The organism is Rhodococcus sp. 15-725-2-2b, from assembly GCF_002259075.1.
Taxonomy (GTDB): Bacteria; Actinomycetota; Actinomycetes; order Mycobacteriales; family Mycobacteriaceae; genus Rhodococcoides.
Map to the genome: position 1 here is coordinate 135,103 of NZ_NPFL01000021.1, position 26,627 is coordinate 161,729.

Sequence of the window (26,627 nt, forward strand, 5' to 3'; positions counted from 1 at the left end):
GCTTCGATCCGTGCACCGCACCCAGGGGTGGTCGACCCATCCGATCAGCCACGTCCGAGCATGAGAGCCCGCCATGACAGACGTTCGACCCGAGCTGCACCAGATCGACGAGGCAACAGCGAGCACAATCGAGGCCGGTCGCGGCGAGTACTCGACTTCTATTGGGGCGCAACGTCGGCCACCGAAGGTGCTGATTGTTCTGCTCTTCGTGGTCGCCGCGGCAGTAGTAGTCGGCGGTTTCGCCTTCGCCATAGTCTTCACACTGCCCAGCAACGTCTTGTTCACACGCGACGGCGATCACCCCGTCCGGACGGCGTTCAACGCATTGGATCCACAGGACTGGGCATTCTTCACCCGCGATCCGGAAGGAACCCAGGTCGGTGCCTACACCGTCGACAGTGCCGATGCTGTCTACAGCCTGATGAAGACCCCACAGGGAGCGGTGACCAACCTCTACGGGCTATCGCGCACCCAACGGGCGCAAGGCCCCGAACTCGGGTTCCTCAACGCCGCCGTCCGAACCTGGTTGCCCTGCGACGACCCAACGGCCACATGCATTGTCACCGCTGCCGAGTCTGTTCCGGACGAGGTGACGAGCAACTCACCGATACCGACCGTCTGTGGAGACGTCGTCCTGACCGAAGAGCACACCACACCCTGGAGCTTCCGACGTCTCACGGACGAATATCGGAAAGTCACCGCAACCGCGCACCTGAATGTGCAGTGCTCATGATGACCACCGCTCGGCTCGAGACCGCAGGCACCATCAACGACACAGTGGAGTACGTCTACCGAAAAGTCTCCGAGCACGATCCTCGCAACAGGTGGTTCGGGACCGGCCGCACCGTCCTGGCGCTAGCTCAGCTGTCGATCCTGCTCTTCACCACCCCAGCTGCGTTGATGGTGCCGGTGATCGGACAGAACGATGCTCCGCATTGCGCCGGAGTGCAGAGCGCATCTCTGTACTGCCTCGGACACGACGCCATCCCACTGGAGTGGCGACACTGGGGCATGGCCGCAATCCTGCTGCTGGTGGCCACAGGGTGGCGTCCCCGAGTGACCGCACTCCCACATGCCTGGGTCGCCTACTCGATCGCCGGCAGCATCGCACTGCCCGACGGTGGCGAATCGGTCGTGCGCATCGTCTGCATCCTGATCGTCCCCCTTGCCCTCCTCGACGACAGAGGCTGGCATTGGCAACACCCCACCACCGAACCCAACCGGTGGATTCAACCCCTCTCGTACGCATGCCTGCTCGCGCTGCGACTGCAGCTGGCCTTCATCTACTTCGACAGTGCGATCAGCAAGTTCGGTGTCTCGGACTGGGTCAACGGGACCGCCGAGTACTATTTCCTGCGCGACAACGCATTCGGAGCAAGCTACCCACTCGAACCGATGCTGATCTGGACCTCGAACATACCGGCATTGGTGATCTCGATGACCTGGGGAGCACTGGTCATCGAACTGCTGATCGGAATCCTGTTTCTAGGCACGAGACGATGGCGCAAAGTGGGCCTGACACTCGACATCGTGCTACACGTCGGGATCATCGCGACCATGGGACTGTGGAGCTTCTCCACGATCATGATCGGATCCGCGATCATCGCCGCGATGCCCACCCGCCGGCGCACCACATTCTCGACGGACGGCACACGATCAACCCTCGACGTGAGCGAGCTCGATCGCGACCGAAGCCGCCGCCCCGATGTCACAGACCCCATCACCGCTACAGCGGGCCCTCCCGAAGCCATCGGGTCGGACGAGCGATGACGACCCAATCCACTCACCACGCCAGCCGCGACACGCGCCATCAGTGGCTGTTGATCGACACCCTCGGACCGCACGAACACACCGTGGTGGGAGTGGGCGACACCTCACGCCGGGCAACTCCACTACAGAAGTTTCTCCGCGGTTCCCACCGCACCGCGGCACTCGATGCGGTCCGCTCGGCATCCGATACGGGACGACGTCACGACGTCACGGCCGGCCGCAAGAGGGTGACCGCCGAGCCGATCCTCGATCACCGCGGTCGTACACGAGCTGTGTGGCTGCTCATTTCACCTGTCGAGGAGGCATCTGCAGCTCCGCCGTCCGCTCACGCCTTCGAATGGAATCTCACGCGAGGAACCGCAATCACGATGGCAGCGCCCCACCACGGCCGACAGCGTACTGTTGCCGACGCCATCGAGCCACATGATCTCGGCGTCGACGCCGCCCCAGCTCTGGGACACCTCGTGGCCGCACACGCCGACACAGCAGTGCAACTGACCACAGTGAAGGCCACTGCAGACCATGCGCAGCGCCGAGTGAACGTGACCGGTCGCATTCGCCTCGACCGCGCGACAGGAGACCGTGTGTTCCACGGCCTCTCGCACGACCTCGGACCCTCCCCGCTGCCACCCCAGAGCGCCGCTACTCACTTGTCGGACCTCATCGTTCACTCGCTCTTACGTCCCCAAGAACACCTTGCGATCGTCGATCCCGCCACGCTGATGTTGCTGGTTTGGCACACCGCACCGCCGCCCGGACTGGCGTGGAGAAGCATCGCCACTAAAGCGCGGCCCGTCATACACCCCGAAGACCTGCCGTGCGCACGACTTCTGGCGACAGCCGTACAACAACCTGCGGCCACTGCTCGAACGCCAGAGACAATTCGGTTGCTCCACGAAACCGGCCACTACGAGAAGTACGAAATCAGAGCTGCCCCATTGCCTCTGGGTGCGAAAGCGCGCGCAGCATTGGTCACCGTACGCAGAGTGGGTGAGGTCGGAGCCGGTAGCTCCGCAGATGTCGTGTTATACGACAACACCTTTCCGACCGCGGCATACTGTTCGCCGTGACCTTGAACGACGTCGATGAGGTTCTCTCAGGCCGTCGGCCACGGCGGTATCGAGCAGGGAGGGGCCGTATCTGGTCGATTACCATCGAAACCACCGTTCACGGACGCGGCATCACACAGCGCACCCACGTTTCGGCGAGCAGATTACTGCGCTGCAGGCCCGCCGGCGCGGACATGTCTGTCGCCCACCGGCCGCACAGGCGAGCGGTCGTGCATTTGACCAGCGAACTGTGAGAGAACTGGCCCGTGACCTTCGAGCCACTTAGCTCTATTCGACCCGCTTCAGCAACAGCGACGGACAGGCGAGAGATCGGAAGGTCTCGCGATGGACGTCAAGGCCCCTGGGCTTCTTCACGCATGGGCGAAAACTGGACGGGGACAGTGGATTTGCTGCCTAAGTTTCAAAATTCCGATCGGCAACGGCAAGGGGTACCTTCAGCTCGATCACCAATGGTGCCCCGCCGACGCCGCCCAGCCCGTCGAGTAGCTACCGGAGCGGGGTGTTCGGGCTGGCCGATCAGTCTTGTTCTGTAATCGGTGTTTTCCGATGGGCAAGTGCGTTACTCATCAACGCATCCATCCATTCCCGTGTCATGTCCAAGCCTGAGTGGTTTTCCAGCAGTTCAGCTGCGGTAGCCGCCACCTTCTGTGAGAAGAGAGCCAGAATGCTGATTGACTCGTGCGCCACCAGAGTCGTCACCACATTCAGTGCGTCACCACGCGCTCGCTGCAAGGCGTACGGCTCGTCCGCGTCGAGCTGCAAGTCCTTCAGGAGCTCTCTAGCGCCTTCCCAATTAGGCTTTTTGTGGGCGTGCGCGTACGCGCCCAACACTCGATTCCAAGCCGACAGTCGACCCCACCCGGCGGCCTCTATCCACCGCTGAGGCTTGTTGTGCACGGATTCTTCAAGGCGCTCCGCTTTCGCCGGTTTCGTCCGGTGGACCCTGGATCGAGCGATTTGCTCTAGCGTGCATCGAAGCGAAGCCATCGCCCGGTCGTCGTCTTCCAACCACAACCAGTATGCGGACCGCAACGTCGACGACACCAGAGCCAGGGGAGTCGATGCTGCTGGTATCAGAGGACCGTTGCGTGTCCACAGAGCAGCAAGAGCCGCCAACTCGGCAACCACGATGTAGTTCGTCCCGCGCGAGGCCACCGAGTCAATGTTGAAATCGTCGCCTAGTTCGTCTCGCTCGGCGGCGAGGGCTCGTAGCGCAAACGATGCACTCGCCTGGCGATGAGCGCCGAAGGCTAACGTCGCAAGCTCGTCGTCCCGATACAAGCGACCTGCGGGCCGATGATTCCAGGCCAGCGACTCGTACGTGGATCGTTGATCGTCTAGGTAGCGAACAAACACCGGCAAGAGGCCTTCATCGGGCGACAATGGCATGACGGTAGGCAATCTCGGCAGTACGAACGATGACGAATACGGGAGGGCATCGTCTGGTGGTTCTTCACCCGCGACGTCAGCCGAAGGCCGTACGGCAAGGTTGATACTTGCTATCAACGTCACGGCGTCCTCGGGATCGCCCTGCCGATACAGGCCAGCAGCCGTCATGTATTGAATCTGGGTAAGGCTCAAGCTCAACGCATCCGCTATGCAGTCCACCGCGCCGTATACGACACTTGGTACATCGAATCTGCTCAGGAGCGCGGCCGACTCCCACCACATGGCTTCCTCGAAGAGTCGCGCATGCATTATTTCGCTGAGAACGCCGTAGACGACGGCTGGGCATACTTCACGTCCGTTCGCCAGGACGACGTGCTTATGAGGCGCGGTTGGCTCCTCTGTGCTTGCGGAGCTGTCGTCGCCCTCGATATCTTGCGCAGTAGTCGGGTCTGCGTCGCCCTCGATGTTGGATGATTCCGGCGGTGCGCCAGGATTTGGCATGCGCTCGGCGTATGCGGTCCACGCACGCGCAATGAAGTCCTCCACTTTTTCAGACGGATGTTGCTCGACTCCGACGACAGGTGCCATGACCGCAGTCCATCGTTCGAGTTGTTGTCGGGCGATCGTGGCAGCGGCCACCACTTGTCCTGCGAGAAGCAGTCGGGTGGCCGCGACGCAGCTGTCCACTCCCCAGCCGAGGTCGTGAGGCCATTTGCCATAATAGGCTGACGGTGCGCGATCCAAAGTAAGGTTCAGCTTGCGATGCGCGATATCCAGTATTGCTATCGGTGCCAGAAAAAGGATTGCTTCGAATCGGAATCCATCCGGCAGCTTCTCCGTGTTCTTCATCCTGACGTTGTGGCGCGCAATCAGAGTCTCGGCCAATCGATCGGGTCCAGATCCGCACATGCGCTCGTAATCGCGCACGTTGGTGCCGACTCGCCGTCCACGGTCATCTTTGCGCTTCGCTTTGCGTTCTGCGCTGCTCAGATGGTCCATATCGCCAGGCGACGGAATGCTTGCTCTGTCCATTCGTGCAGCCTACGAGGTCGAGCAATGCTAGGTCGCCGAATGCAGTCAGCCAGCTGTAGAGTGGTCCCAGCATGCACGACGCCTCCGGGGTGATTGAGGCGAGGTCTTGAATCGTTTTGGCCGGTGATCCGGGAAGTGCTATCGCAGGTATCGAAGCGGTCAATTCCGTAAGGTCTGCCGGGCAGCGGCGCGGCAGAATTGATGCGACAATAGGACTACTTAAAGTATCTGCCTTCTACTCTTCGCAGAGTTCGTTATCATCGTTTGGAGGAATGGGTTGCTCAAGCGAAAAGGTGAATTACCTGCTATAATTGGTGGATGCCGGAAAAGCATCGGTAAATCTATTGAATGGAGGACCTATTTGAATCGTGATAGATAAATTATACACCTTAGCGGCGATCATTGTTGCCGTGACAGAAGTAATTAAGGCAACAACGGGATTGGTTGTAGCAGCGTCTACATTGATCCCTTCGATATTAATGTTGATTTGCATTATTTCGGCGCTTTAATCGATGGAAAGACCCGTCACTCGACCTAGGGTGGCGGGTTTTCTGTATCTGTAATGTCAGTTGTCATGGTCGTGTTTTCGTTTCGGTCGGTCAGTGGTTAAGAATGCTGGTCGTGGCGACTTCGGCCAAGACGTCAATCAGGTGCTGACAGACAGAATAGGCCTATAAAATTCTAAATCCCACGCACGTTACAGCGTTCCGAGCAGTTCCATCCAGGGACAAAGCCGAGAGGTCAACCGGCCGGTGAACTAGCGAGTTCCTGAACGGGTAGTCGAACTGGAGTAGTTTGCGATCCGTTGGGTCAGCTGTTCTGCGACCGCCTCGGTGGAGGCGGGGTTCTGTCCGGTGATGAGGGTGTCGGTGATTTCGATGTGCTGCTGCCACGGGTGTCCTGCGGTGTACGTGCCGCCCCGGCGCCGGATTTCCTGCTCGACGGTGAAGGGGAGCGTGCCGAGCAGTCCTACATCGGCTTCCTCTTGGTCCGAGAAACTCGTCATCGTCAGGGCTGCATACGGCCACGTTGCTCCGGATGCGGTGTCGGCAAGCAACGCCGCAGTTCCATGGCAGACCGTCGCGATCGGGGTCCCCTCCCGTCGGAGCGCGCGGAGAAACTCTCCAACGTGAGAGTTCTTGTGCAGGTCCACCACTGGCCCGTAGCCGCCGGGCACAAAGATCCCGTCGACGGTAGAGGGGTCAACCGTTTCGAGCGCGGCCGGCGCGCGCAAATTCTCGCTCAGACCGGATAGGTACGTTCTGTACCCGTCAGGGTCTGGGCTGTGAGGGGCGTGCATGCTGTCGGGTTCGACGTGCGCAGCGCCGCCGCCGGGTGTCGCGATGATCGTCCGTATGTTTGCGGCCGTGAAGATTCGATGGGCTGTGATGAACTCTTCGGCCCAGAAGCCGCATGGTCGAGTGGAGCCGTCATTGAGCGTCAGGATGTGGGCTTCGGACAGCAGGATCGTGATGGTCGACGTTGGTGTCACCGTTGTGCGTCTTTCTCTTCGCGGTAGAGACCGAGGGCGGTCATCGCGGGCGCGTCGTTGAACTCGAACAGCACGGCTGGAATGTCGGTGTCGTTGACGTAGCTGACAGTCGACCACGATGGAACGGCGATGCTGTCTCCTTCGCTGCACCGGAACGGCTTTCCGTCGACGTGGATGGTGGACAACCCTTGTGCCCCGATCAAGACGGCGGAAGCGGTGCGCCGCATCGGTTGTGTTCGGATCCCTGCAGGTAGGAGTGTGAATGCAGCATCGATGACCGGTGTGACAGGGTCGTGGGTTCCTTCTGCGTGCAGGGTGTGTCGGTATGCGTGGTGCGGGTCGGCCTCGTGGGTCCGCTGTTGCTCACCGAGGGCGCGAAGTACGTTGTCCCACTTGTAGAGCAGCGGCTCGCTCAGGTTTCGGTGGTGTCTGTCCTGCGCGAAAATGTGGGGCTCGAGGTGGGTGTTGTCGGTGTGGAGCTCGAACTGTGTCGCGGCGAGGGCGGCGACGAGGGGGTCGTTGGTGCAGTCCTGCCAGATGGCGGGGGAGTCGGTGGGGCTGTCGTTGCCGTGCTCATGCCATTCGCCGGCGGGGGTGATCACCACGTCGCGAGGCTCGAGATACATCTTGGTTCCACCGACGGCCGTCCATGCCCCGTCACCCTCGTGCATGTAGCGCAGGGCCGTCGGCGCGTGCCGATGCGGGGTCATACCTTCACCGCGGTTGATGATCTGCAGCCCCGAATAGAGATATCCGACGGCGGCCTCGCGGGCATGGCCCGGATTGGCGAGGGTCAGTACCCGTAGAGCTGCTCGGTCGCCCTTGACCATGTCGGCTGCCGCGATCGCGAGCGGTCGAAGCTCGGCATAACTCCAGTGCACGGCATGGGAGTCGGGGGCCGGGGCCCACGGCAAGTTCTCGTTGGCCGCGGACCACCGCCCGATGGCGGATATTGCTGCCGCCTTCTCGTGCAGCATGGCCTCGGTGGAAATGGTGGTGGTCACGACGCGGATACCTCCTGTTGGGTGACGGTCACTGAAGCGAGTGGACGGGGTGTGCCGACGACGGCGTCGGCTGCCTCGGTGAGCTCGGCAACCAGTTGGTCGATGTGGTCGGCAGTGGTGTGGATGTTGCCGATGGACACTCGGATGACGTAGTGGCCGTTGAGCTCGGAGTGGGAGAGCAGCGTCCGGTGGGTGCTGTTGACGGTCTCGAGGATCTTCCGCGTCGCCTGTCCGTCGGCAGAGGAGATCCGGAGGCAGAGCAAGGGGAGCGGCGAATCGTTCGCGAGATGCCACCGCGGGTCTGCGGCAAGGGCGTCTCGCAGCCTCGTCGCCAGGGTGAGACTGTGTTCGAGTCGAGTTCGGATGCCTCGTATTCCGAAGGCGCGCAGGGTCCACCACAGTTTCAGAGCTCGGAATTGTCGCCCAAGGTTGAGGGTGTAATTCATGTAGTCGATACCGCCGGTGGTGTCGGTACGCAGGTATTCGGGAACCAGTGTGAAGGCGGCTTCGAGTGCTCCGGGGTGACGGCAGAACAGTGCCCCGCACTCCATAGGGGTGAAGAGCACTTTGTGTGGGTTGGCGACGAGAGAATCGGCGGCCGCGAGTGACGGAAGGACCTGCGCGATGGCCGGGGCTATGCGCCAGAAGCCTCCGTACGCGGCGTCGACGTGCAGCCACACTCGGTGGTCGCGGCACACGGCCGCAATCGCCTCGACCGGGTCGAGAGCACCTGAAGTGGTCGTACCGACGGTGGCGACAACAGCGATCGGTGTGTAACCGTCCGCGACGTCCGATCCAATGCGAGTCGACAGAGCAGCAGGATCGAGTTGGCCGCTAGCGTCGGTGGGTAGGCGTACGACATTGTCGAGCCCGATGCCGAGAGCGATCGCAGCTTTGTCGACCGACGAGTGGGCCTGGTCGGAGGTGTAGATCCGGCCGGGTTTCTGGCCGGATGTTCCGTGATGTCGAACCTCGGGCTGTGCCCGGTGGCGGGCGGCGGCCAACGCGTAGAACGTGCCCAGTGATGCACCGTCGACGAGCAGTGCGTCTGCGGCGGGGTAGTCGAGCAGTTCGGCGAGCCATCTGGTGACGGTGTCTTCGACGGCGGCAGCCGAGGGCGCGCTCTTCCACAACATGACGTTGACGTTCAATGCCGCAGCGGTCATCTCGGCGAGGATGGCCGGTCCGGAGGAACTGTTGCTGAAGTAGGCGTGGAATCGTGGATGGTTCCAGTGCGTCAAATGCGGAACGACGTTGTTCCAGGTGTCGTCGAGTATGTCGGCGAAATCTGTTGCCTCGGATGGCAGCTCGCTGTCGATCGCGTCGGCGACATCGGCCGCATCGGCCGGCGTCGTGACGGGCACGTCGTCGAGCGCGGCGAAGTGTCGACATATTCGATCGAGGGTGTCGGTGCCGAAGGCTTTGAGCTGCTCGGGAGTCCAGTCGCCAGTCGGCTTTGTTGGGTCGGGGGTCATTCGACGTCGACCGGCAGCTCGTGGGCGAAGACGACCTCGCGGGGGCGTTCGCAGTACCGGCGGTAGAAATCTTCGAGTAGTGGCGTCTCCGATTCGATGAGGTGCGTGGCGTGCTCGGCGCTTTCCCAGGGGTAGGTCATCGTTACGCGTTGGGGGTCCGATGCGTGCTGGAAGAAGCGCGCGTGGCCCGCCCACCCCGGGTGGTGGTGTGCGTTGTCGTCGAGGAGTTCGTCCATTTCTTGCAGGACCGAGAGGGCGTTCTCGGCCGCTTCGGCGGTCAGGTGCCAGGTTTCGATGACGGTGATCATGAGAGGGCGAAGCCTTTCTGTTTCAGTTGCTCTGACCGGTGCTGTCGAAGTGCTCTTGCAGCAGTGAATCGCCGCCGGGGACGAATCGTTGGCAGATGAGTTGGTGGGCGCGCCGGTTCTCGGCCTGGCTCTTCCAGAGCCGTCGTGCGGAATCTGCTGCGACGCCGGGAAGTTCAGCCGTCTTGAGTGTTGTACGGACGATCTTGGCGCGGGTGAGCATCACGTCGTGATCCCGGTTGAACACGGCGGAGAACCCGGGTTCGAGCCAGGGCGGTTCCATGGATGGCCGGACGAAGTCACGGTAGATCTCCGGTGAGAAATCGGACGCGTACCGCATGCTCTCGGTCGCCCCGGCGTAGAGAGTCCCTAGTTCGGTGAGTTGGTGGGCGAGAGCGGGCCACTGCTTGTTTGCAAGGCACTCCAGCACTGCCGCGAGCCGGCTGTTCATGGATATGACGAACAGGTGGAACAGGTGGTGGCCCTTCTTCCAGCGTGTGATCGCTTGTCGTGCAGCGTCGTTGGGAGCCTGCGGGGTGCGATCGTCCGTGCTGTGGTCTGCCGGCGCTGCCAGCGGGGAAGGATCTCGTCCCTGTGCGGCCACAGCTGCTGCGGCGGAGGCGTCGCCGACGACTACGGCCAGGGCGTCGAGTAGGCGGAGTCGTGAGTCGTTGTCCAGAGTGGACTGCGGCAGATCTGTGGTGATGGCGGTGACGACGGTCAGTGCGCTGACCGCCCACGCGTGCGGGTCGGCGCTGCGGGAGATCCTGAAGTAGGTGTCGTATTCGGCGCTGCGGGCGACGGGGATGGTGCTATCGGTGGGTAGGACGACTCGATCGATGCTCGTCGGAGATGGGGTCATGAAGGCCTCTTCCGTGGCTTGAAGTGGAGTCAGGGTGGTGGGGGTGTCGGGTTGCGGTCCAGACGGCTCCGACGACGACGGCGGCTCCGGCCAGTTGAATCCAGGTGGGTCGCTCGCTGAGGACAACGAATCCGAACGCGATAGCCAGCACAGGCTGCAGCAGGAGTAAGGCCGCGACGGTATTAGCCGCCAGCGATCGGGATCCCGAACTGATGAACAGCCAGGCGGCAACCTGTCCGAGCAAAGCGAGCGCGATCATCCATCCCCACGCGGCCGCGGAGATGTCGAGATCGAGGTCTCCGAGGCCTGCCGAGACAATGCCGGCAGTGACCGTTGCCGATGCGGTGGCCACACAGATCGGGGTGACCAGATGGCTGGGGCTTCGCTGGGTGGAGCGGCGGTTCAGGAACAGGTAGGCCGCGTACGCGGCACCGGCGGAGATTCCCAGGATGGACCCGCGGAGCGCGTTGTCGGCTCCTGTTCCGCCGATGAGTCCGCCGGCGAGTGCAACGCCGAGCAGCATGCAAGGCACCGCCATGAGGAATCGTCGGGGGATTGCGGTTCGATCGACGACGAGCGCGATCAGCGGCAGCACGACGACCTGGACATTGATAAGGACGGTGGCGATCGAGGCACCGACGTCGAGGATGCTCGCGGTCCACATCACGTAGTCCGCTCCGAGGAAGACTCCGGCACCAATGGCCATGGGATACAACCTCGTCGGCATTGCGCCGCGTCGGTGAAGTTCCCACAGCGCCATCGGAACGAGAGCCGCCAGCGCGATAAGACATCGTAGAAATGCCGCCGTCCCCGAGGTGACATCGGCGAGTTTGACGAAGGTGGCGGACAGCGACAGCGACGCGGCACCGGCGATGACCAGCGCCGCATTCCCGCCCACCCCCCGATCGGCGGCGTCAGCTCTCGGTATCGCGGTTCTGGTCACCTGGTCAAGGCAACCAGTTACAAACCGATAAGTCTACTAGCCAGTTCTACCGCTAAAACAGTAGTATCACTTATATGTTGTCGTGGGATCGGATGAAAGTTTTCGCCGCAGTAGCCGAACAAGGTTCTGTCACTCGAGCTGCAGAATCTTTACACCTCACCGGACCTGGAGTGTCGCAACACATCCGCAAGTTGGAGAAGGAAGCCGGCACCACCCTGGTCGAGAGAGAGGGAAGGTCGATACGGCTGACCCCCGCCGGTCGCGCACTGGCGACACGTGCGGCCGCCATGTCCGCTCTCGCCGAAGCCGCAGAAGACGACCTTGCCTCGATCGATACCGACGTTGCCGGAGCGCTGAGAGTAGGCGCGGTCGCAAGTGCATTACGTCGGCTGGTGGTCCCAGCTCTGGCAGACCTCGCTCGCACGTATCCACTGCTGCGCCCCGAGGTCGTCGACGGAGAAGGAATCGATTTGCTCGACCGCCTCCAGCACCGCACCCTCGATCTCGTCGTCTTCGAGTCCTGGGACCATCGGCCGGCGACGGTCCCCGCAGGTATCGACGTCCACACCCTCCACACCGAGGATGTACACCTCGCGGTACCGATCGAGGATAGCCGTGAGATGGCAACCCTCTCCGGCGAAACGGAATCGATCTGGACGGTATGCCCATCAGGGTCGGATGCGCACTCCGCGCTCGTGCACGCATTGCGCGAAGCTGGAGTCGAACCGACGATCCGCTACGAGGTGTCCGACTATTCGACCCAACTGGCCCTCGTCGAAGCAGGTCTGGCCGTCGCGCTGGTTCCGGACACCGCGCGAGTCCGAACGGCCGGGGTGCGGTATCTGCCGACCGAGCCGGCCGTGACGCGTTCGTTGCGTGCGGCGAGCTCGACCCGAATCCCGGCTGTCGGCGCGCTCCTGAATGCGATGAACGTGATTCTCGCAGGCTGATTCCGCGGCCGACCTGCACCCGTAACGCTCGGTTCTCAGGACTGCTCAAAAGGTAACGGGCAGGCATATGACATCTGCGAAACAGGTTGTATGGCAGTGATTGTCAGGGCGCAGGTATGCGCTAGATCCGGGTTCACGGCCACCGGAAGCGCGGGAGATCGCGAATGCTGAACGTCGGCAGGGCGACGGTGGTGGCCGAACACTGTCCGACACGCCCGTGGGATCAAGCTTCGTAGAATTCCCCTATTCGGGGAATTCTACGTTCCGTTCAAGACCTCCGCCATCGGTGCCACAATCGTTACGGTGCGGCGATGAACAGCATCACGCCCCATGAAATGACCCCACTCAGCCCGATTGCATCGGCAGGTTTGCTCGGACGAGCGGCGACGACGTGCTGAACTTCTGCTCCCTGGTAGTGGCAGTCACTGCCGTTATAGCGATCCGTTCCTTCACGGAGTTCCGATCCAGGCGGGTCACGATAGCCGTCTTCCTCGCGGTGTTTCTGCTCTTCAGGTTCGGTGTTCCTCGTCTTACGCCGTTCATCGGATGGCTGCTCGGTTTGTCCACCGAGTAACGGTGCGGGCCAAACGTGCAGAGCTGGCCCGCTGGCCGGGAGAGAAAGGAGAGTGATGTCGAGCGGTATCGTGCATCGAACGATCGATTAAAGGGTGGGTGCGAGTTGTGAGCTGCAGCGAACAGGGTTCGTTCGAGGACATCGTGCCGGGGCTTTTCAAGACCTCGAACGGCATCGCCGACGACGCCGTGAACGGGTGTCCGGGGTACAAATCGCCCCAGGTCCAGCAAGTGACTGGGGTAACGTACCGCCAGCTCGACTACTGGGCCCGTACAGGGCTTGTGTCACCGTCGATCCGCGCTGCATCCGGTTCGGGATCGCAAAGGATGTATGCCTTCTCCGATATCGTGGTGGTCAAAGTGATTCGTCGCCTGCTCGAGGCCGGAGTGTCTTTGCAAAATGTACGCATTGCGATCGAGTGCCTGCGTGCGCGTGACGCCCAGGGTCTGGCATCTGTGACCCTGCTCTGCGACGGTATTTCGGTGTACGAGTGCACATCTGACGACGAGATTGTGGACTTGTTACGCGGTGGGCAGGGCGTGTTCGGCATCGCGCTCGGGCATACAGTCGCGGACGTGGCTGCCGATATCCGTGCGCTCCCTGCAGTCGCTGCGGGAAGCGGCAAGGTCGCCGGGATCGACGAACTGCGATCGCGACGCGACCGCAGGACCGCTTGAAATCGACTACGGAATGAGTAGACACCCTCGGACCAACCATATGGTCCATGCAATGAATTTCGCTGCTTCCGACACGTGGGACCTGATGGAGACGGGAATTGCAGGCGGCATCGGACCTGGAGAAGAGACGCTCACCGATCTCAATTTGATTCGGTTGCAGACTCACATTCCGTCGTTGCGAGTGACGAAGTTCGACAAGGCTGTCGAAGCGGGAAACGGCGCAGATTGGGAGTGGTGGATCGGTTCTTCGGCCGAGGAGCGGTGGATCAAGCTCCGAATTCAAGCGAAACGCGCAAGTCACGATGCCGACATGTACGAGCAGCTCGGACACACAGTGAAGGGAGTCAAGCAATACGACAACCTGATCTTCAAGAGCCTGACCGAAGATGCAATTCCGCTGTACGTCTTTTTCAACGGGTGGCCCGAGGACAGGTTTCTCGTGGGAGGCCACTATCACGATGCGATCGCACAAAACCTCAGAGCGGTGCACGGTGGGCACGTTCCGTACCCGTTGTGGGGCTCGTTGGACTGGGGGTGTGCAATAGCCGCGGCGCAGAAAGTCAAAGCGATCCACGGCGATCCATCGGTATCGGACTTCCCGGCGGCTCTCATCCCCAGGAGACGCCGCAAAAACAAGCGCTACATCCCCCGCTATCTCGTGCACTCGACCCCCTGGGCATACCTCCTGCACTCCGGATCTGGAGGCGCGACACCCACAATTCGACAGGTGGCCGAAAATCTTCACCATATGGAGGGAAACAGATCGCCGCTCACCGACGACGCCTTCGAGGAAATGACCCATCCTCTGCCGTCAAGAGCAGCCGAGCAGGCCGCCTACAACGGCGGGTTCTCGATCCGGAAATCTCTCACCACAGTCGATGAAGCGCGCCATGCTGAACGTCTCGTCACCGCGAGGGAATTCGCTCGCGAGATCGGCAGAGACGATCTCGTGGGTCGGATGCTGAACCTGACAGATGAGACCGAGCGGACAGGACCGGGATATCGACTGTTGTTGGAGCTCAACCCTGAAAGCTCATTTTTCATGAGCCAGGGATAGCGGCGGTCGCCGGATGTGAGATCTCCTGGTTCGACACGAAAAAGTAGTCGGAGGCCACCGTGTGGTGTGCCTCCGACTCACCCTGTGCAATCTCAGTACCAGGAATGCTACACGCGCACAGTCGATATGGCGATCTACACGAACTCGCGTATTCGAGGGAGCACTGCGGCGATCTCCTCGAACAGGCTCGGCCAACCTCGACGCAGACGAGTGACCCTGCCCGATTCGAGAAAATTTCCGTCGAGAATGTGTGAAACCCGCAGATTCGCTGCAGGTGCGCCCAGCGCGGCCAGTTTGGCGTAGACAGGGTTGCTCGGAAGCTCGTGCTGATGGGAATAGGCCAGCACATCGTCCGCGGACCAGTCCCACACCGGACCATAGGCCACAGTTCCATCGTTGCGGCGAACCGTCCCCCCGTGGTGTCGACGCTGCTCCGCTTTGTTGCTGCAGCAGCTCGCGCCTTGGCAGCGCTCGTTGATCTCACGTGCGAGAGCGGAGTAGTACATCGACCACCTGCCGGTTCCTTTCCTGGATTCGTCTGCCCGCACGCCCCAGACCTCCCCGTCACCGAATTTGGTGTGCGCAGCCCGGGCAGGCTGCGCAATCAAGGTCTCGAAGCCTCGCGCGGGTACATGAGCCGACGGGCTACCGCCGTGGTCCCATTCCCCGGTCCGGGCCATCACAGTCAACAGCGTTGGTTCAGCGCGAATGATGTGCAGGTCCAGTCCCAGCTTCGTCGCAATCTGCTCGACGTAGGCGTAGGTCTCGGGGTATTCGAGACCGGAATCGAAAAAAGCTACCGGGACATCTGGGTCCGCCTGACGGGCGAGATCAACAGCAACGACGGAATCCTTTCCACCGCTGAATGCGACGTACCCATCGAATTCGTCGAGGTGTTCGGCCACGCGATCGACGATCGTCGAAATGTCATGTCGCGAGGATCGAAGGGACCGCAGGCGAGTGAGATCGAGGCCGTCGAAATCGTTGCTACGCACCGCCACAACGATAGTCGGGACACGGACACTTCAGACTGGACGAAGCAGAAGCTGCTACCCCGAACAGGCGGAATTACCGGTTACACAATGGGCGTCCGTGTGGTCGCTCGGCAGCAGTTTTCGGGTTGTTCGAGGTGTCCGGTGCCGGTGTTATGTTCGCCCGGATATCGTCCGTTGAATGAGCAAGAGGAAGAGGTGGCGACCGATGAGTCCCACAGAGTCCGACCCAGGCAGCGCGTTGCCCCGGTGGGTAGTTGATCCGTCGGCGGCGAACAATGCGACCGATCAGTCGAACGATTCCGAGCCAGAAGGGGGGTCGGAAGATCGCCACGATGGGCAGGACAGTGACCTCCTCCAGGACTCAGGTGCAGGTCAGCCAGAACCCGCCCGTGAACAGCCTGTAGCCAGCGAATTCGTGCCAATCGACGCACCCAGAATCGCAGCCGACAACGCTGATGAAAACGTGTCAAAAAACGTACCCCAAGCCCGGTCCAAAGTCGCATCCGAAATCGTGCCGAGAGACCGGCCCAGCGCCGCACCCAGCAGCTCCCCCTCGGCGAGCCAGCCCAATTCTGGTGCTCATCGACCCACCTCGGAGCCGGCCCCACGGCCGCCGCGCGTCAACGATGGTCAGGTACCAATACCGGACCGGCCCTCGGCCTGGCCAGGGCAGGGCGGCTCCGCACCCGCTGTTGAGCAATGGCACACCAACAAGTCGGCCGGCAGTTCAGCACCGACATCTCACCCGGAGCCAACAAGCGCCCCCGACTCTCCGGCAGTGACAGCTCATCGCCCCTTCACCTCGCAGCCCGTTCAGTTGGTAGAACCAGTGCCCACAGCAATTCCGACAGCAAGGCCGACAGCAGCTGTTGCCCCTCCGCGGTCGATCGACGAACTGGAGCTGATCCGCCGTGCGCAACTGCCACCTAGCAAAGGTTGGCGACGATGGCTCTACCGACTCTCCTTCGGTTCAGCCAATCCCGGCCAGTCGCCGGCTGAACTCGAGTACGAGCAGCTCCTGCGCCGCGTACGGCAACCGGTTCGAGGGAACTACAAGATCGCAGTCCTCTCCATGAAGGGCGGGGTCGGAAAAACAACCACGACAACAGGGCTTGGATCGACCTTCGCAGCACTGCGGGGCGACCGCGTCATTGCCTATGACGCCAACCCAGATTTCGGGACGCTCGCGTACCGCATTCACCGAGACAGTGACCGCACAGTGCGAGACTTGCTCGCGGACAAAGAAGTACACAGCTACTCCGACGTACGGAGCTACACCTCGCAAGCGCGAAGCAGGCTCGAAGTTCTTGCAAGCGAGCGTGATCCGTCCGTTTCCGAAGCATTCAACGAGCACGACTACACCGCCGCACTGCGCATCCTCGAACAGTTCTACAACATCATCTTGACCGATTGCGGCACCGGTCTCATGAACTCGGCCATGGCAGGCGTCCTCAAAGAAGCCGACGCACTGGTCCTGGTCTCCTCCGCAGCCAAGGACGGAGCACGCAGCGCTGGGGCGACCCTCGAATGGCTGTCGCGACACGGCTTCGACGACCTGGTCAAACGCACCGTCGTCGTCATCAACGAATCACGGAAGGGCTCGACCGCCCTCGATGTCGAGCAACTCAAGTCCTACTTCGCAGAACGCACTCGCGCCGTCCAGGTCGTCCCGTACGACGACCACCTTGCCGAAGGCGACACCATCGATCTCGAGTTACTGGGCAAGCCTGCACAACGCGCGTTCGTTGAGCTGGCTGCTCTGCTCGCCGACGACTTTCCTGCCAACGTCGGCCGGCACGCACCAGCGCCCGGCCCGAGTCCTTGGTGAGTTGGACTGTGCCGGTGAAAGTTGGCCTGTCCGTAGTGTCCGGGCGCGCCGTTAGAGTACAGATATGGCCGAACTATCAAGGGGCAGAGCAGCGCTCGACGTTGTGACGACCGCCTACGAGGCCGCGACAGGATTTGCGGTTTCGTGGCCACCAACCGGAGTTTCAGGTGACTCCGCGTGCGCGCGGTGCGGTGGCGCGACAGAAGGTTCCGGACGGCGAGTGCGTGAGACTGTGTCGAGAACGTTCACCGGGTTCGACGGGTGGGTAGACGTTGCGGCTCCTACGATGTGTCGCGTCTGCGTTTGGGTGTACACGACAACGGCACTTCGCTCGGACCTCCTGCTGGTCACCAGCGATCCACGGCGTGCCACGAAATTGTCGAAGACCCGCTTACGTCGCGTTCTGGGACAAGCGATCTCTCCGACGTCCGCCGTCGTCGTTCCGTTACGTCCTGGGCGCAAGCACATTCTTCCTCATGCCCGGTGGGGTCGGGTCGCCGTCGACGACATCGCGCTTCCATGGACAGAGCACGACGCGGAACGCCTGAGCGCAGTCGTGCGATTGCGACGGCGAGGGTTCTCCCTGGCCGCCCTTGCGCGCGCAGCGCCGGCATTCAGCACGCTCAAGAACATTCCGCATCGAACGTGGACGTCTGTGTTCGCGGATTGGGACAGCCTCGATCCGTGGCGAGAGCGGCCTGTGTACCTCGACCTCGCAGCGACGGCTTCAACGTCAACCAGAGGCACGGCATGACCCCGATCAGAGCTACGACACCGACCCAAACCTGGCTGGACGCAGCCAGCTTCCTGCCGCCCGTCACCGGTGCAGCAGCAATAGCCGAACGACTGTTGCTGCTGCTGCACTACGGAATCAACTGGGACACCGGGTGGGTGGGACGCCGGAGAGAGCTGTACTGGGACCACCACCTGCCAGACCGAGTCCGGGTCGCGACATACACCGGCGGAGCCGACCTCGATCGATGGTGGAGCACCGTGGCAACCGATCTCGAGTCAGCGCCGTCGACGAAAGAACAACGCCTCGAACTATCGGTCCTTCTACGCGAGGAATCGATACCGGTCCTGACCCTCTTACGGGAAAACACCACCGCCCTCGTACTCCGAACACGGATCGTGGCCGAAGCTGTTCAAGCGCGCCGGGCCACCACAGCGACTGCTACATCGCCCAGGAGGCAGAAGTGACCTCGACCCTGCGCTGGCAGCTCGACATCACAGCGGTCTCGGCGATCTCGCACCGCGGTGAACACAGCGCCACCACAACGACCTTGTTCCGGCGCGAAAAAATACTGCAGCCCAACGGTTCCGCAGCCTTGGTTCCGATTGTGTCCGGCAACTCCTTCCGAGGGGCGCTCCGGCGGATCGGAGAGGAGCTATTACGGGACGCCCTTGCATACGAAGGGCTTCTCAGCTTGTCTGCAGCTCACACACTTCGGAACGGGGGCAGCCTGACCAAGGTCACCGGAGAGCCACTGTCCGGCGAACGGCTCCACCGGCTCCGTACATTGAACCCACAGGTCAGCGTCTTTGGCGGCAGCGGCGGCGGTCGAATGATCGACGGCTGTCTCCGCGTGGGCAAAGTGATTCCGCACGTCCTCGAAACCGACCACCTCATGAGCCGTCCCGCACCTGACCGTGCTGTCTTGAGCCAATTCGACACCATGGCGCTCGAACGATACAGCCGGTTCGACGATTCCACCGATCATGACTTCCCCACAGTCGCCCGAACCGACGCAGCCACCGTCGACGGTAGCTCTCTGATGCGTTACGAGATCGAAACACTGCCTGCCGGTACACGATTCGAGTCCTTCTTGCGTCTCGATCGCGCAACCGATCTGGACGTGGCCTTCTTCTCCGACGTCGTCGGCAGGTTCGTCGAGTCCGGAACCATCGGCGGGCGTACAGCTATCGGACACGGTCTCGTCCGCACCAGCTTCGAGCGGACCCTTCTCGCCGGCGACGACCCGAAGGAGCTCGACTGGCGAACCCATCTTCGAGAGCGCCGTGAGGAGGCGCTGGAAGTCATGGAGGCGCTGACGTGATGAGGCCGTTTGAGGTGAAAGCACACCTGGCGGTCGGACTTGCGCATGCAGCTCCATGGGCGACGAGCCTCGATGGCTTGCTCGCATCCGAGATGTGGGAAGACGAGAAAGCCGCTGCTCGGGGCCGCGGACAGTACCTCGAAGCCGCCGGCCCCGACGAAGTGCCCGCCGATCTGGATCTGCCACTCGCTCGGTGCACTCTGGGGGGAGGCGACGACTGGCATTGGTGCGCTACATACGCCTATCCCGAAGACCCGGTCGACGCCCCGGAAATCCATCACTGGAGCGGACGCCCCGACCACCGTGCGCTCGAGCAACTCTCGAGGTACCGACCATCGGTCATCTCCGACCGGCAGGGCCGATATCGCGCACGCCAGATGCCGCTCCTACTGACCTCCACGCGGACTGTGCTCTGGCGAGGTGTCGGCGACATCGACCGGGTGAGCGCAACCCTGGCATCGATCGATGCAATCGGGAAGAAGCGCAGCCAGGGTGAGGGGCAGGTGCTGAGATGGGAAGTGCATCCCGTCGACATCGATGCCTGGTCGGCCGGCCACCTCCATCCGAACGGCCACCTCGGTCGCCTGAGCCCACGGATCTGTCTGCAGGGCAAACCAACAGTCGAAACAGGCGGTTTGGGCCGAGGCGCGATACGGCCACCGCACATGCACTGGTCGAGAATGCGCGAGGTATGCATGCCATGGACACCCCAGTGACCCGTGAATCGGCACCGGAAACGTTGCGGGACAGCAACTTGTCGGAGTCGAACGCCATACTGACAACTATGCGAATCCGAACCCTCGATGGTCCACCGCTACCTGCCGAAATCTTGGCCCATGCGGCGCGCGCGGTCGTTCTTGCGGACCTTCTCGCCGGCCAAGACATCTCCTGCGGCGAGAAGCTTTCAGCGAGGAGCGACGCAAGTCGAGACGCTTCAACAATCAACCGCGGTTGACCGCGCCGACTATAACGGGGTCGGCATCACCGGGCAGGTTTGACCGGCGACTCGCGCGTTGATTCACGCTGTGCGGGAGCGTATTCGGTACACCTGCCGGGTGGTGATTCCGAGCTGGCTTGCGATGGACTCGACTGGGACGTTCTGGGCCGAAAGCGTGGCTATCGTGAGCGCCTGTTGTTGATGCCGGGTAGGCCGGCTCTCTGTGGCTGTGGTGTGCTGAAGCTCTTGGCGCTCTCGTGGTGTCTTTCCGCCCCAAATGCCGTGCTGTTCGTTGTACGTCAGTGCATGGGCGAGGCAAGCAGCTCTGGCGGGGCATTCTGCGCAGACCCGCTTTGCTCTGCTGGTTGCTCCACCCGGGGGCGGGAAGAACTCCTCGGGGTCTGTCTGTGCGCACAATGCGTCCGAGCGCCATGACGAAATGTCCGCCGCCGCGGGCGGGGGCAGTGGCACGGCGATGGCTGTTTCGAGCGGTGTCACGTGTTGGGTCCTTTCTTTCGGGCGACCCGGCCTTTTTCGAGTGGGTTCGACGATATCGAGGGACCCGGACACTTCACCCAGCACACGTGGCGGTCCGGTGCTTTTTGAGCCCGGACCGCCACTGTCCCCGGCACTGAGTGCGCCGGGGACAGTGGCGGTTGGTGTGACTGGGTGAAAAGCGTTCTGGCGCGGTATGATTGAGGCGTTCTGTTGTTGGCGAGACTGACCATCTTGCCCATCTTTCGAGGAGTTTCAAATGCCGGATTTGGCGACTGCGGTAACTGTTGTGGATGCGTGCGGAAGGGCTGGTGTCCCGTCGTTGTTGATTTCGGGGCCGGGTATGGGGAAGTCGAGCCTGGTTCGAGCACTTGCTGCATCCGAAGGGGTGTTGTGCGAAACGGTCTTGGGGTCCTTGCGGGAGCCTGCCGACTTCGCAGGCCTGCCGGTAGTCCGTGAGAGTGGAGTGAGATTGGAGGCCCCGGATTGGGCGCGACGGCTACATGCAGAGGGCGGGGGCTACCTCTTTCTGGACGAGCTGACCACGAGTCCACCGGCCGTTCAGGCTGCGATGCTGGCAGTCGCACTGGATTTGAAGGTGGGTGATCTGCAACTGCCGAAGGAGACTCGGGTCATCGCAGGTGCAAATCCGCCCGATTGCGCAGCAGGGGGGTACGAGTTGGAGGCCCCCTTGGCAAACCGCTTCTGCCACATCGAGTTCACGCCGTCTGTCGATGAATGGCTCGACGGCATGGCCACGGGTTGGGCAAGCACAGCCTATTCGCGTGCGGTGACCAGCGACGAGCAGCGGGAGGCGTTGGTGCGCAGTTCCATCATCGGGTACATCCAGCGTGCACCCGAGGCGCTCGATGCGTTCCCGAAGGTCGGAGTGCAGACAGGTGGCGCATGGCCGTCTCGGCGCACCTGGTCGATGCTCGCGAAGGTGTTGCCACATCTTCGCGACGATGACAACGCCGCGACCAACGCGGTGGTGTTCGGCCTGATCGGGGAAGGCACCGGTGTCGAGTTCCTCGAATGGCGTCGCAACGCCGACCTCCCCGACCCCGTAGCCGTTGTCGAAAACCCCGAGACAGCGTTCGATTGGCGCTCGCGTCCTGATCTGGTGTGGGCCGTGCTGTCCGGTGTGACGGCGTGGGCGGCCTCGCGCGGCACTGTCGAAGCGTGGCGCAACGCCTGGGGTCCGCTGATTGCCGCCGCCGAGGCAGGAGCGCCCGACGTAGCCGGGGCTGCGGCACGAACCCTGGCGAAAGCGCGACCGGCGAAGGCCTCCGTTCCGGCCAGCGCGCGCCGATTTGCACCGATGCTGGTGGCAGCGGGCTTGGTCGAGGCAGCGGCATGAGCGGTGTGCGCGCGCTCGAACCGGCTGAAATGCGAGCGTTCCGACTCGCACGGCTGGTGTCGGCCGAACACATGCCCTACTTCATGCGCGCCCTGTTCGCAGCCCAACCCGTGGCGGCACCGGGCCTGGGTACCTTCGCGGTGGATGCTCGGTGGCGGCTGTACTTGGACCCGGATCTGTTGATCGGGCCTTGCGCATGGCCGGTGCCGATGGTCGGTGCAGTGCTACTGCACGAGGTCGGGCATCTGTTGCGGGCACATGCTGACCGCGCCGCCGCTCTGGGGAAGCCCATCGATCACCTGGTGTGGAACTTCGCGGCCGACGCCGAAATCAACGACGACCTGTTGGCTGCGGGAGTCGGCCTGCCCGAAGGGGTGATCACCCCTCAATCGTTCGGCTGCCTTCCCGGAGACACAGCCGAGCAGTACTACGACTACCTACGTGACCCGGTTGTGCAACCGATTGCCGTCGAACTCGCTGGCGCTGAAGGCGATCCGGGATGCGGATCAGGATCGGGGTGCCCTGCGGTCCCCGGCGAACTCATCGGCTCGGGAGAAGTGATCACGGAGGGACTGGACAATGCGGAAGCGGACCTGGTGCGCCGATCTGTCGCGCAGGCAGTTCGCGAAGCAGCTGGTACCGGTCGAGGTAGTGCCCCGGCGGGACTGGTCCGGTGGGCAGCTGATGTTCTCGCCCCGCCGACTGTGGCGTGGGATCGTCTGCTACGGGCCGTAATTCGGCGTGCGTTGGCAGAGCAGGCGGGTAGGACGAACTATTCGTACTCCCGTCCCTCCCGTCGTCGCATTCCTGGAATCGTCGCCCCGGCTATGCGGGGGCCGTCGATCACGGTTTCGCTCGTCATCGACACGTCCGGGTCGATGACGAGCGCAGACCTCGATGCCGCGATGGGCGAAGTGGCGGGAGTTCTCAAAGCTGGTGGCATCGCACGCGACCGGGTTCGGATTCTGGCGTGTGACGCCAAATCCACTACGGCACAACACGTACGATCGGTCGCTGATGTGACGTTGGTTGGTGGTGGCGGAACCGATATGAGGGTGGGAATCGCCGCAGCCAACGCTGCGCGCCCTGCACCCCACGTCGTCGTGGTGCTGACCGATGGCGATACACCCTGGCCCGACCGGCCCACGAGGTCGCACCTGGTGTGCGCAATCATCGGCGGCGTCCAGGGTAGGGGCGTCACACCGGCATGGGCATCGACGGTGCACGTGCCAGTCGGATCGGGGGCCACGCGATGAACGAAAGCGGACCCGTGGAACTGCTCAAGTACGCAGACAGGGTGCTCACCGGCACTGGAATCGCCGCCGCCGATATCCGCATCGTCGTCGCCAGCGCAGCGGCCGACGCCGCCACAATGGCGTTGCGCGCAGGGTGGGAGTGCGCGAGCAACGCCCTGATCCTCGTCGACGGTGACGAGCGATGAGCGTGGAGTGGTTCGACCTCGCGCAACGCCTCTACGCCGCCGAGAAGATGCAACCGGTCCCTCGGCTGGCACATGCAACCTTCAAGCCGTCCACGACCGCAGTGGCCGTGCGTGCGGTCACGCGAGGAACAACGCTGGCCGTGTCCGTCGCTCGAGATGGATGCACCGAAGAGTCCGCGCACGACACCGAGGCTCTGGCCCTGCTCGCTCGCAACGGGGCAACGACGGTGGGTACGGCTGAACCGGCCATGCTGCTCACTGATGACGCCGCGACGATACCGAGCCTGCTGGCCCTGGCGCGTGCGCACGCCCACCACCCTGATCCGGACATAGCGGGGGCTGCCGCCATGATCGGATGGTGGGCCGATCGGGCCGACCATCCCGGAACGTCGGCGGTGATCGATCTGGTTGCTGCGTCGTCCTCGCGTCTGGTCCTCGGCACTGCGCCCGACGCCGAGCGAGCGGCCCGAACATGGCGTTCCTGGCTCGGCATTACCGACGAGAGCGTCGCAGGCCTGCATGAGTGGGCAGCGTGCATCGCAACGGGACCGCTGTTGCCGCTTCTCGATCCGATACACGACGATGACCGATACTCCTGGGATCGGACATTGTCGGCCACGACTGCGGGCCACGACTGGTCACGGCCGGACAACTCAGCTAGTGCAGCCATGGGACTACGGACCCGATGCGATGCCGCCGACCTCAAAGCCGCTGCGTTGCTGAGTGATCCACTGTGGCGAGTACGAGCGCTGCACACGGGACACGTGGCCCAGGGCATCGCATCGGTGGCGGCACCGCCGACAGGTTCACGCCGCCGCAACGTTTCGGTGTCGGTGACCTGCGACCGGCTGGACTCGAGGATGCGGGTTGATTCGGCAGTTACGGGATGGGTCGGATCAGCACTCGATCAATTCTTCGAGCGCTTCTCTGCCGACGTCACGTCCGCACAGGTGGTCAACGGCAAACTGACGCTCGGTCTCGGCTCGGTCGGAGCGCACGCACCGAACGACGGAGACCAGGTGACCTTGATGCCCCAACCGCCTTCACCGGCGACGATGCGAGCAGGACGGGCGAGGTACTGGAATCTGTACCGCGCTCGCCGTTCCTGGCTTTCGACCGGACAAGCCCCGAGCGCCGTGCGCCGCGAAGTCCCGCTCGATGTCCTGATAGCGGGTGCAGAGGATGTCCAGGATCACTAGGGGATCAAAAATGTTCACTGACAACACATTAGAAGAAGAACGGCACAACAATGCGTATCGTCGCACCCCGAACGGACACCCCGAAAACCGCCGCAACACCTTTCACGGGAACCGAACCGTCATCGCCCGCCCACTGGCCCGGATCACAGATCATGGCCGACCCGATCACTGCACGCGTGCTGTTCTCTGTGTGGTCCGGAGACCCCGCCGTCGTCGTCCCGTCACCACCGGGCGCAGGAAAAACTCGACTGGTCGCGTTGCTCGCCGCCGCCTTGGCCCATCGCGCAGACCTACGGGTGGGTATCGCGGCGCAAACCCGAGAACAAGCCGTGGAAATCGCACGTCGGCTCGGCGCGCTGACAGATCGAGCAGCGTTGATCTGGAAAGCGAAAGCGCCCCTCCCCGACAGTGGAAACACTCCCGTAGTGGCAGGACGAAAAGTGCGGTGGTCGAATGAGACTGGCGCAATTCTCATCGGTACCACGGCGCGGTGGCTCTTCTCGGACCCGGACCGAATCGGTGCCGATGTGTTGATCGTGGACGAAGCATGGCAATGCACCTACGCCGATCTGGGGGCGCTCGGCGCGATGGCTCGACAGGTCGTCTGCGTCGGAGACCCCGGACAGATCGATCCGGTGGTCACAGGAGACGTATCGCGGTGGGAGGGCAGCGAGACCGCACCGAACCTGCCTGCCCCCCTCGCTCTGCAAGCAGCTCACGGCGATTCGGTCGGCGTGGTCCGTCTGCAACACACCTGGCGTCTCGGCGCGAGGACAACGGCCCTCATTCAACCGCTGTTCTACCCCGGCCTGCCTTTTACTTCCCGTCGCCCACCGGAGCATCTGACCGATTCCAGCGGCCCCGACCTGCCTGAACTCGCGCATCGGCCAGTGCGGGTCATCGGAGGCCCAACCGACCCCGTCCTGGCCACACAGTGCGCCCTGCGCGCGCGAGAACTGCTGGACGCCGATGTGACCACACCGGACGGGCAGCGGGCCATGACAGCGGCGGACCTGGCTGTCGTCGTCCCTCATGTCACGCAGGCTGCCGCTGTCCGGGCCTTGCTCTCGGATCACCCCGACGTACTTGTCGGCACCGCAAACTCTCTGCAAGGCCTCGAACGCGCCGCCGTTGTCGTGTTGCACCCGCTTGCCGGGTACCGGACAGCCGAGCCGTTCAATCTCGACTCCGGCAGAGCGTGCGTGATGCTCACCCGCCACCGAGCCCACATGACCGTGGTCATCGATGACGCCACCGCCCACGTCCTCCAACACGCCGAACCATCCCCGGCTCACGCCATCCATACCGGCCTGATGGCCGCACTGCACTGCACGCCCATCGTGTAGCGATTCCCACAAAAAGAAAGGCACACAACATGTCCGACGCATCTATCGAGTACAAGGCCGAGCGACTACCTGGCATCGAGACGTCGAAAGAACTCCGCGCATCGGTCGAGGGACGCGAGCGTCCGCGCATCGGCTACACCCTCGATACCCGAAGCCGGGACAACGGTGTTCGAGCGGCCAACGCTGCCGAAGGGCTGATCGCATACGCCAGGCCGATCGGCCTCGAAACCGAGGAGCTGACAACGGTGTTCGGAGACTTTCTGGGCGACCTGCGGCACCTTGCCGACGCCGTCGGCGTCGATTGGGACGCCGTGGACGAACGCGGTCAAGACCACTACCGCTGCGAGCTGTACGGGACCGAGTAGGGGA

The 26,627-nt window shown here is 62.7% G+C and carries 25 protein-coding genes; 16 read left to right on the forward strand and 9 right to left on the reverse strand.

The genetic code is table 11. The features are described from left to right. Window positions 1-73: 73 nt before the first annotated feature. The 3 genes from CH306_RS25540 to CH306_RS25550 are packed head-to-tail and all read left to right on the forward strand — an operon-like array spanning window position 74 to window position 2,840. Window positions 74-733, forward strand: a complete 660-nt coding sequence (locus tag CH306_RS25540) for an SdpA family antimicrobial peptide system protein (RefSeq protein WP_052049294.1) — start codon at window positions 74-76, stop codon at window positions 731-733. After that, window positions 730-1,770 (forward strand): sporulation-delaying protein SdpB family protein, encoded by a 1,041-nt coding sequence (locus CH306_RS25545; protein ID WP_141214631.1) that lies wholly within the window; start codon window positions 730-732, stop codon window positions 1,768-1,770. Before CH306_RS25540 ends, CH306_RS25545 begins: the two co-directional genes overlap by 4 nt. Beyond that, window positions 1,767-2,840 carry a GAF domain-containing protein gene (locus CH306_RS25550; protein ID WP_032364822.1) on the forward strand — a complete coding sequence of 358 codons (1,074 nt, stop codon included), beginning with the start codon at window positions 1,767-1,769 and terminating at the stop codon, window positions 2,838-2,840. The genes CH306_RS25545 and CH306_RS25550 overlap by 4 nt, the downstream gene beginning before the upstream one ends. Window positions 2,841-3,356: 516 nt before the next feature. On the opposite strand, the gene CH306_RS25555 is transcribed toward CH306_RS25550, so the two are convergent. From CH306_RS25555 to CH306_RS25585, 7 genes are all read right to left on the reverse strand, one after another. After that, entirely contained in the window at window positions 3,357-5,261 is a 1,905-nt protein-coding gene (locus tag CH306_RS25555) for a hypothetical protein (protein ID WP_032364823.1), read from the reverse strand. A gap of 757 nt (window positions 5,262-6,018) precedes the next feature. Then, on the reverse strand, window positions 6,019-6,753 hold the full coding sequence (locus CH306_RS25560) for a type 1 glutamine amidotransferase domain-containing protein (protein WP_052049296.1): 735 nt from the start codon (window positions 6,751-6,753) through the stop codon (window positions 6,019-6,021). After that, complete coding sequence (locus CH306_RS25565; RefSeq protein WP_052049297.1) at window positions 6,750-7,757, reverse strand: cupin domain-containing protein; 1,008 nt, start codon at window positions 7,755-7,757, stop codon at window positions 6,750-6,752. Before CH306_RS25565 ends, CH306_RS25560 begins: the two co-directional genes overlap by 4 nt. Continuing rightward, window positions 7,754-9,232 carry a pyridoxal phosphate-dependent decarboxylase family protein gene (locus CH306_RS25570; RefSeq protein WP_052049298.1) on the reverse strand — a complete coding sequence of 493 codons (1,479 nt, stop codon included), beginning with the start codon at window positions 9,230-9,232 and terminating at the stop codon, window positions 7,754-7,756. Before CH306_RS25570 ends, CH306_RS25565 begins: the two co-directional genes overlap by 4 nt. After that, window positions 9,229-9,540 (reverse strand): hypothetical protein, encoded by a 312-nt coding sequence (locus CH306_RS25575; protein ID WP_032364824.1) that lies wholly within the window; start codon window positions 9,538-9,540, stop codon window positions 9,229-9,231. Before CH306_RS25575 ends, CH306_RS25570 begins: the two co-directional genes overlap by 4 nt. A gap of 22 nt (window positions 9,541-9,562) precedes the next feature. Next, window positions 9,563-10,399 carry a hypothetical protein gene (locus CH306_RS25580; protein ID WP_052049299.1) on the reverse strand — a complete coding sequence of 279 codons (837 nt, stop codon included), beginning with the start codon at window positions 10,397-10,399 and terminating at the stop codon, window positions 9,563-9,565. Next, the gene (locus CH306_RS25585) at window positions 10,350-11,342 is read right to left on the reverse strand and encodes a DMT family transporter (protein WP_230591638.1); all 993 of its coding nucleotides are present in this window, start codon (window positions 11,340-11,342) and stop codon (window positions 10,350-10,352) included. Before CH306_RS25585 ends, CH306_RS25580 begins: the two co-directional genes overlap by 50 nt. 92 nt (window positions 11,343-11,434) lie before the next feature. Here CH306_RS25585 and CH306_RS25590 point away from each other — a divergent pair, with 92 nt between their 5' ends. The 3 genes from CH306_RS25590 (at window position 11,435) to CH306_RS25605 (ending at window position 14,600) form a co-directional block, all read left to right on the forward strand. Then, a complete protein-coding gene (locus tag CH306_RS25590) occupies window positions 11,435-12,292 on the forward strand; it encodes a LysR family transcriptional regulator (protein WP_176460259.1) in 858 nt (285 codons plus the stop codon). Between the two features lie 681 nt (window positions 12,293-12,973). Next, complete coding sequence (locus CH306_RS25600; RefSeq protein WP_303396048.1) at window positions 12,974-13,543, forward strand: MerR family transcriptional regulator; 570 nt, start codon at window positions 12,974-12,976, stop codon at window positions 13,541-13,543. An 85-nt stretch (window positions 13,544-13,628) separates the two neighbouring features. Beyond that, the gene (locus CH306_RS25605; protein ID WP_306436898.1) at window positions 13,629-14,600 is read left to right on the forward strand and encodes a DUF6615 family protein; all 972 of its coding nucleotides are present in this window, start codon (window positions 13,629-13,631) and stop codon (window positions 14,598-14,600) included. 134 nt (window positions 14,601-14,734) lie between these two features. Here CH306_RS25605 and CH306_RS25610 read toward each other — a convergent pair whose 3' ends face one another. Then, entirely contained in the window at window positions 14,735-15,601 is an 867-nt protein-coding gene (locus CH306_RS25610; RefSeq protein ID WP_052049301.1) for a phosphoadenosine phosphosulfate reductase domain-containing protein, read from the reverse strand. 1,066 nt (window positions 15,602-16,667) lie between these two features. On the opposite strand from CH306_RS25610, the gene CH306_RS29965 reads away from it, so the two are divergent. The 4 genes from CH306_RS29965 (at window position 16,668) to CH306_RS25635 (ending at window position 20,196) form a co-directional block, all read left to right on the forward strand. Continuing rightward, entirely contained in the window at window positions 16,668-17,423 is a 756-nt protein-coding gene (locus tag CH306_RS29965) for a MinD/ParA family ATP-binding protein (protein WP_441344163.1), read from the forward strand. A 750-nt stretch (window positions 17,424-18,173) separates the two neighbouring features. After that, the gene (locus CH306_RS25625; RefSeq protein WP_032364830.1) at window positions 18,174-18,623 is read left to right on the forward strand and encodes a hypothetical protein; all 450 of its coding nucleotides are present in this window, start codon (window positions 18,174-18,176) and stop codon (window positions 18,621-18,623) included. Beyond that, window positions 18,620-19,480 (forward strand): hypothetical protein, encoded by an 861-nt coding sequence (locus CH306_RS25630; protein WP_032364831.1) that lies wholly within the window; start codon window positions 18,620-18,622, stop codon window positions 19,478-19,480. The genes CH306_RS25625 and CH306_RS25630 overlap by 4 nt, the downstream gene beginning before the upstream one ends. Further along, on the forward strand, window positions 19,480-20,196 hold the full coding sequence (locus tag CH306_RS25635) for a hypothetical protein (protein WP_032364832.1): 717 nt from the start codon (window positions 19,480-19,482) through the stop codon (window positions 20,194-20,196). The genes CH306_RS25630 and CH306_RS25635 overlap by 1 nt, the downstream gene beginning before the upstream one ends. 302 nt (window positions 20,197-20,498) lie before the next feature. Here the strand turns inward: CH306_RS25635 and CH306_RS29890 are convergent, their stop codons facing one another. Further along, on the reverse strand, window positions 20,499-20,999 hold the full coding sequence (locus CH306_RS29890) for a WhiB family transcriptional regulator (RefSeq protein ID WP_369597626.1): 501 nt from the start codon (window positions 20,997-20,999) through the stop codon (window positions 20,499-20,501). Window positions 21,000-21,171: 172 nt separating this feature from the next. Between CH306_RS29890 and CH306_RS25645 the strand changes: the two genes are divergently transcribed. From CH306_RS25645 to CH306_RS25670, 6 genes are read left to right on the forward strand one after another with little or no spacing between them, the layout of a single operon-like run. Then, window positions 21,172-22,272, forward strand: a complete 1,101-nt coding sequence (locus CH306_RS25645) for an ATP-binding protein (protein ID WP_032364833.1) — start codon at window positions 21,172-21,174, stop codon at window positions 22,270-22,272. Further along, window positions 22,269-23,528 carry a vWA domain-containing protein gene (locus CH306_RS25650; RefSeq protein WP_032364834.1) on the forward strand — a complete coding sequence of 420 codons (1,260 nt, stop codon included), beginning with the start codon at window positions 22,269-22,271 and terminating at the stop codon, window positions 23,526-23,528. The genes CH306_RS25645 and CH306_RS25650 overlap by 4 nt, the downstream gene beginning before the upstream one ends. After that, window positions 23,525-23,713 (forward strand): hypothetical protein, encoded by a 189-nt coding sequence (locus CH306_RS25655; protein ID WP_032364835.1) that lies wholly within the window; start codon window positions 23,525-23,527, stop codon window positions 23,711-23,713. The genes CH306_RS25650 and CH306_RS25655 overlap by 4 nt, the downstream gene beginning before the upstream one ends. Then, window positions 23,710-24,912 (forward strand): hypothetical protein, encoded by a 1,203-nt coding sequence (locus CH306_RS25660; protein ID WP_032364836.1) that lies wholly within the window; start codon window positions 23,710-23,712, stop codon window positions 24,910-24,912. Before CH306_RS25655 ends, CH306_RS25660 begins: the two co-directional genes overlap by 4 nt. Before the next feature lie 50 nt (window positions 24,913-24,962). After that, window positions 24,963-26,258, forward strand: coding sequence for an AAA family ATPase (locus CH306_RS25665; RefSeq protein WP_032364837.1), 1,296 nt, complete (start codon window positions 24,963-24,965; stop codon window positions 26,256-26,258). Between the two features lie 29 nt (window positions 26,259-26,287). Continuing rightward, a complete protein-coding gene (locus CH306_RS25670) occupies window positions 26,288-26,623 on the forward strand; it encodes a hypothetical protein (protein ID WP_032364838.1) in 336 nt (111 codons plus the stop codon). The last annotated feature ends 4 nt before the right edge of the window (window positions 26,624-26,627 follow it).

What these genes read in the sequence shown, in the direction of transcription:
- CH306_RS25540 (WP_052049294.1), top strand. Translation starts at nt 74, where the DNA reads ATGACAGACGTTCGACCCGAGCTGCACCAGATCGACGAGGCAACAGCG.
- CH306_RS25545 (WP_141214631.1), top strand. Translation starts at nt 730, where the DNA reads ATGATGACCACCGCTCGGCTCGAGACCGCAGGCACCATCAACGACACA.
- CH306_RS25550 (WP_032364822.1), top strand. Translation starts at nt 1,767, where the DNA reads ATGACGACCCAATCCACTCACCACGCCAGCCGCGACACGCGCCATCAG.
- CH306_RS25555 (WP_032364823.1), bottom strand. Translation starts at nt 5,261, where the DNA reads ATGGACAGAGCAAGCATTCCGTCGCCTGGCGATATGGACCATCTGAGC.
- CH306_RS25570 (WP_052049298.1), bottom strand. Translation starts at nt 9,232, where the DNA reads ATGACCCCCGACCCAACAAAGCCGACTGGCGACTGGACTCCCGAGCAG.
- CH306_RS25575 (WP_032364824.1), bottom strand. Translation starts at nt 9,540, where the DNA reads ATGATCACCGTCATCGAAACCTGGCACCTGACCGCCGAAGCGGCCGAG.
- CH306_RS25580 (WP_052049299.1), bottom strand. Translation starts at nt 10,399, where the DNA reads ATGACCCCATCTCCGACGAGCATCGATCGAGTCGTCCTACCCACCGAT.
- CH306_RS25590 (WP_176460259.1), top strand. Translation starts at nt 11,435, where the DNA reads ATGAAAGTTTTCGCCGCAGTAGCCGAACAAGGTTCTGTCACTCGAGCT.
- CH306_RS25605 (WP_306436898.1), top strand. Translation starts at nt 13,629, where the DNA reads ATGGAGACGGGAATTGCAGGCGGCATCGGACCTGGAGAAGAGACGCTC.
- CH306_RS29965 (WP_441344163.1), top strand. Translation starts at nt 16,668, where the DNA reads ATGAAGGGCGGGGTCGGAAAAACAACCACGACAACAGGGCTTGGATCG.
- CH306_RS25625 (WP_032364830.1), top strand. Translation starts at nt 18,174, where the DNA reads ATGACCCCGATCAGAGCTACGACACCGACCCAAACCTGGCTGGACGCA.
- CH306_RS25635 (WP_032364832.1), top strand. Translation starts at nt 19,480, where the DNA reads ATGAGGCCGTTTGAGGTGAAAGCACACCTGGCGGTCGGACTTGCGCAT.
- CH306_RS25645 (WP_032364833.1), top strand. Translation starts at nt 21,172, where the DNA reads ATGCCGGATTTGGCGACTGCGGTAACTGTTGTGGATGCGTGCGGAAGG.
- CH306_RS25650 (WP_032364834.1), top strand. Translation starts at nt 22,269, where the DNA reads ATGAGCGGTGTGCGCGCGCTCGAACCGGCTGAAATGCGAGCGTTCCGA.
- CH306_RS25655 (WP_032364835.1), top strand. Translation starts at nt 23,525, where the DNA reads ATGAACGAAAGCGGACCCGTGGAACTGCTCAAGTACGCAGACAGGGTG.
- CH306_RS25660 (WP_032364836.1), top strand. Translation starts at nt 23,710, where the DNA reads ATGAGCGTGGAGTGGTTCGACCTCGCGCAACGCCTCTACGCCGCCGAG.
- CH306_RS25665 (WP_032364837.1), top strand. Translation starts at nt 24,963, where the DNA reads ATGCGTATCGTCGCACCCCGAACGGACACCCCGAAAACCGCCGCAACA.
- CH306_RS25670 (WP_032364838.1), top strand. Translation starts at nt 26,288, where the DNA reads ATGTCCGACGCATCTATCGAGTACAAGGCCGAGCGACTACCTGGCATC.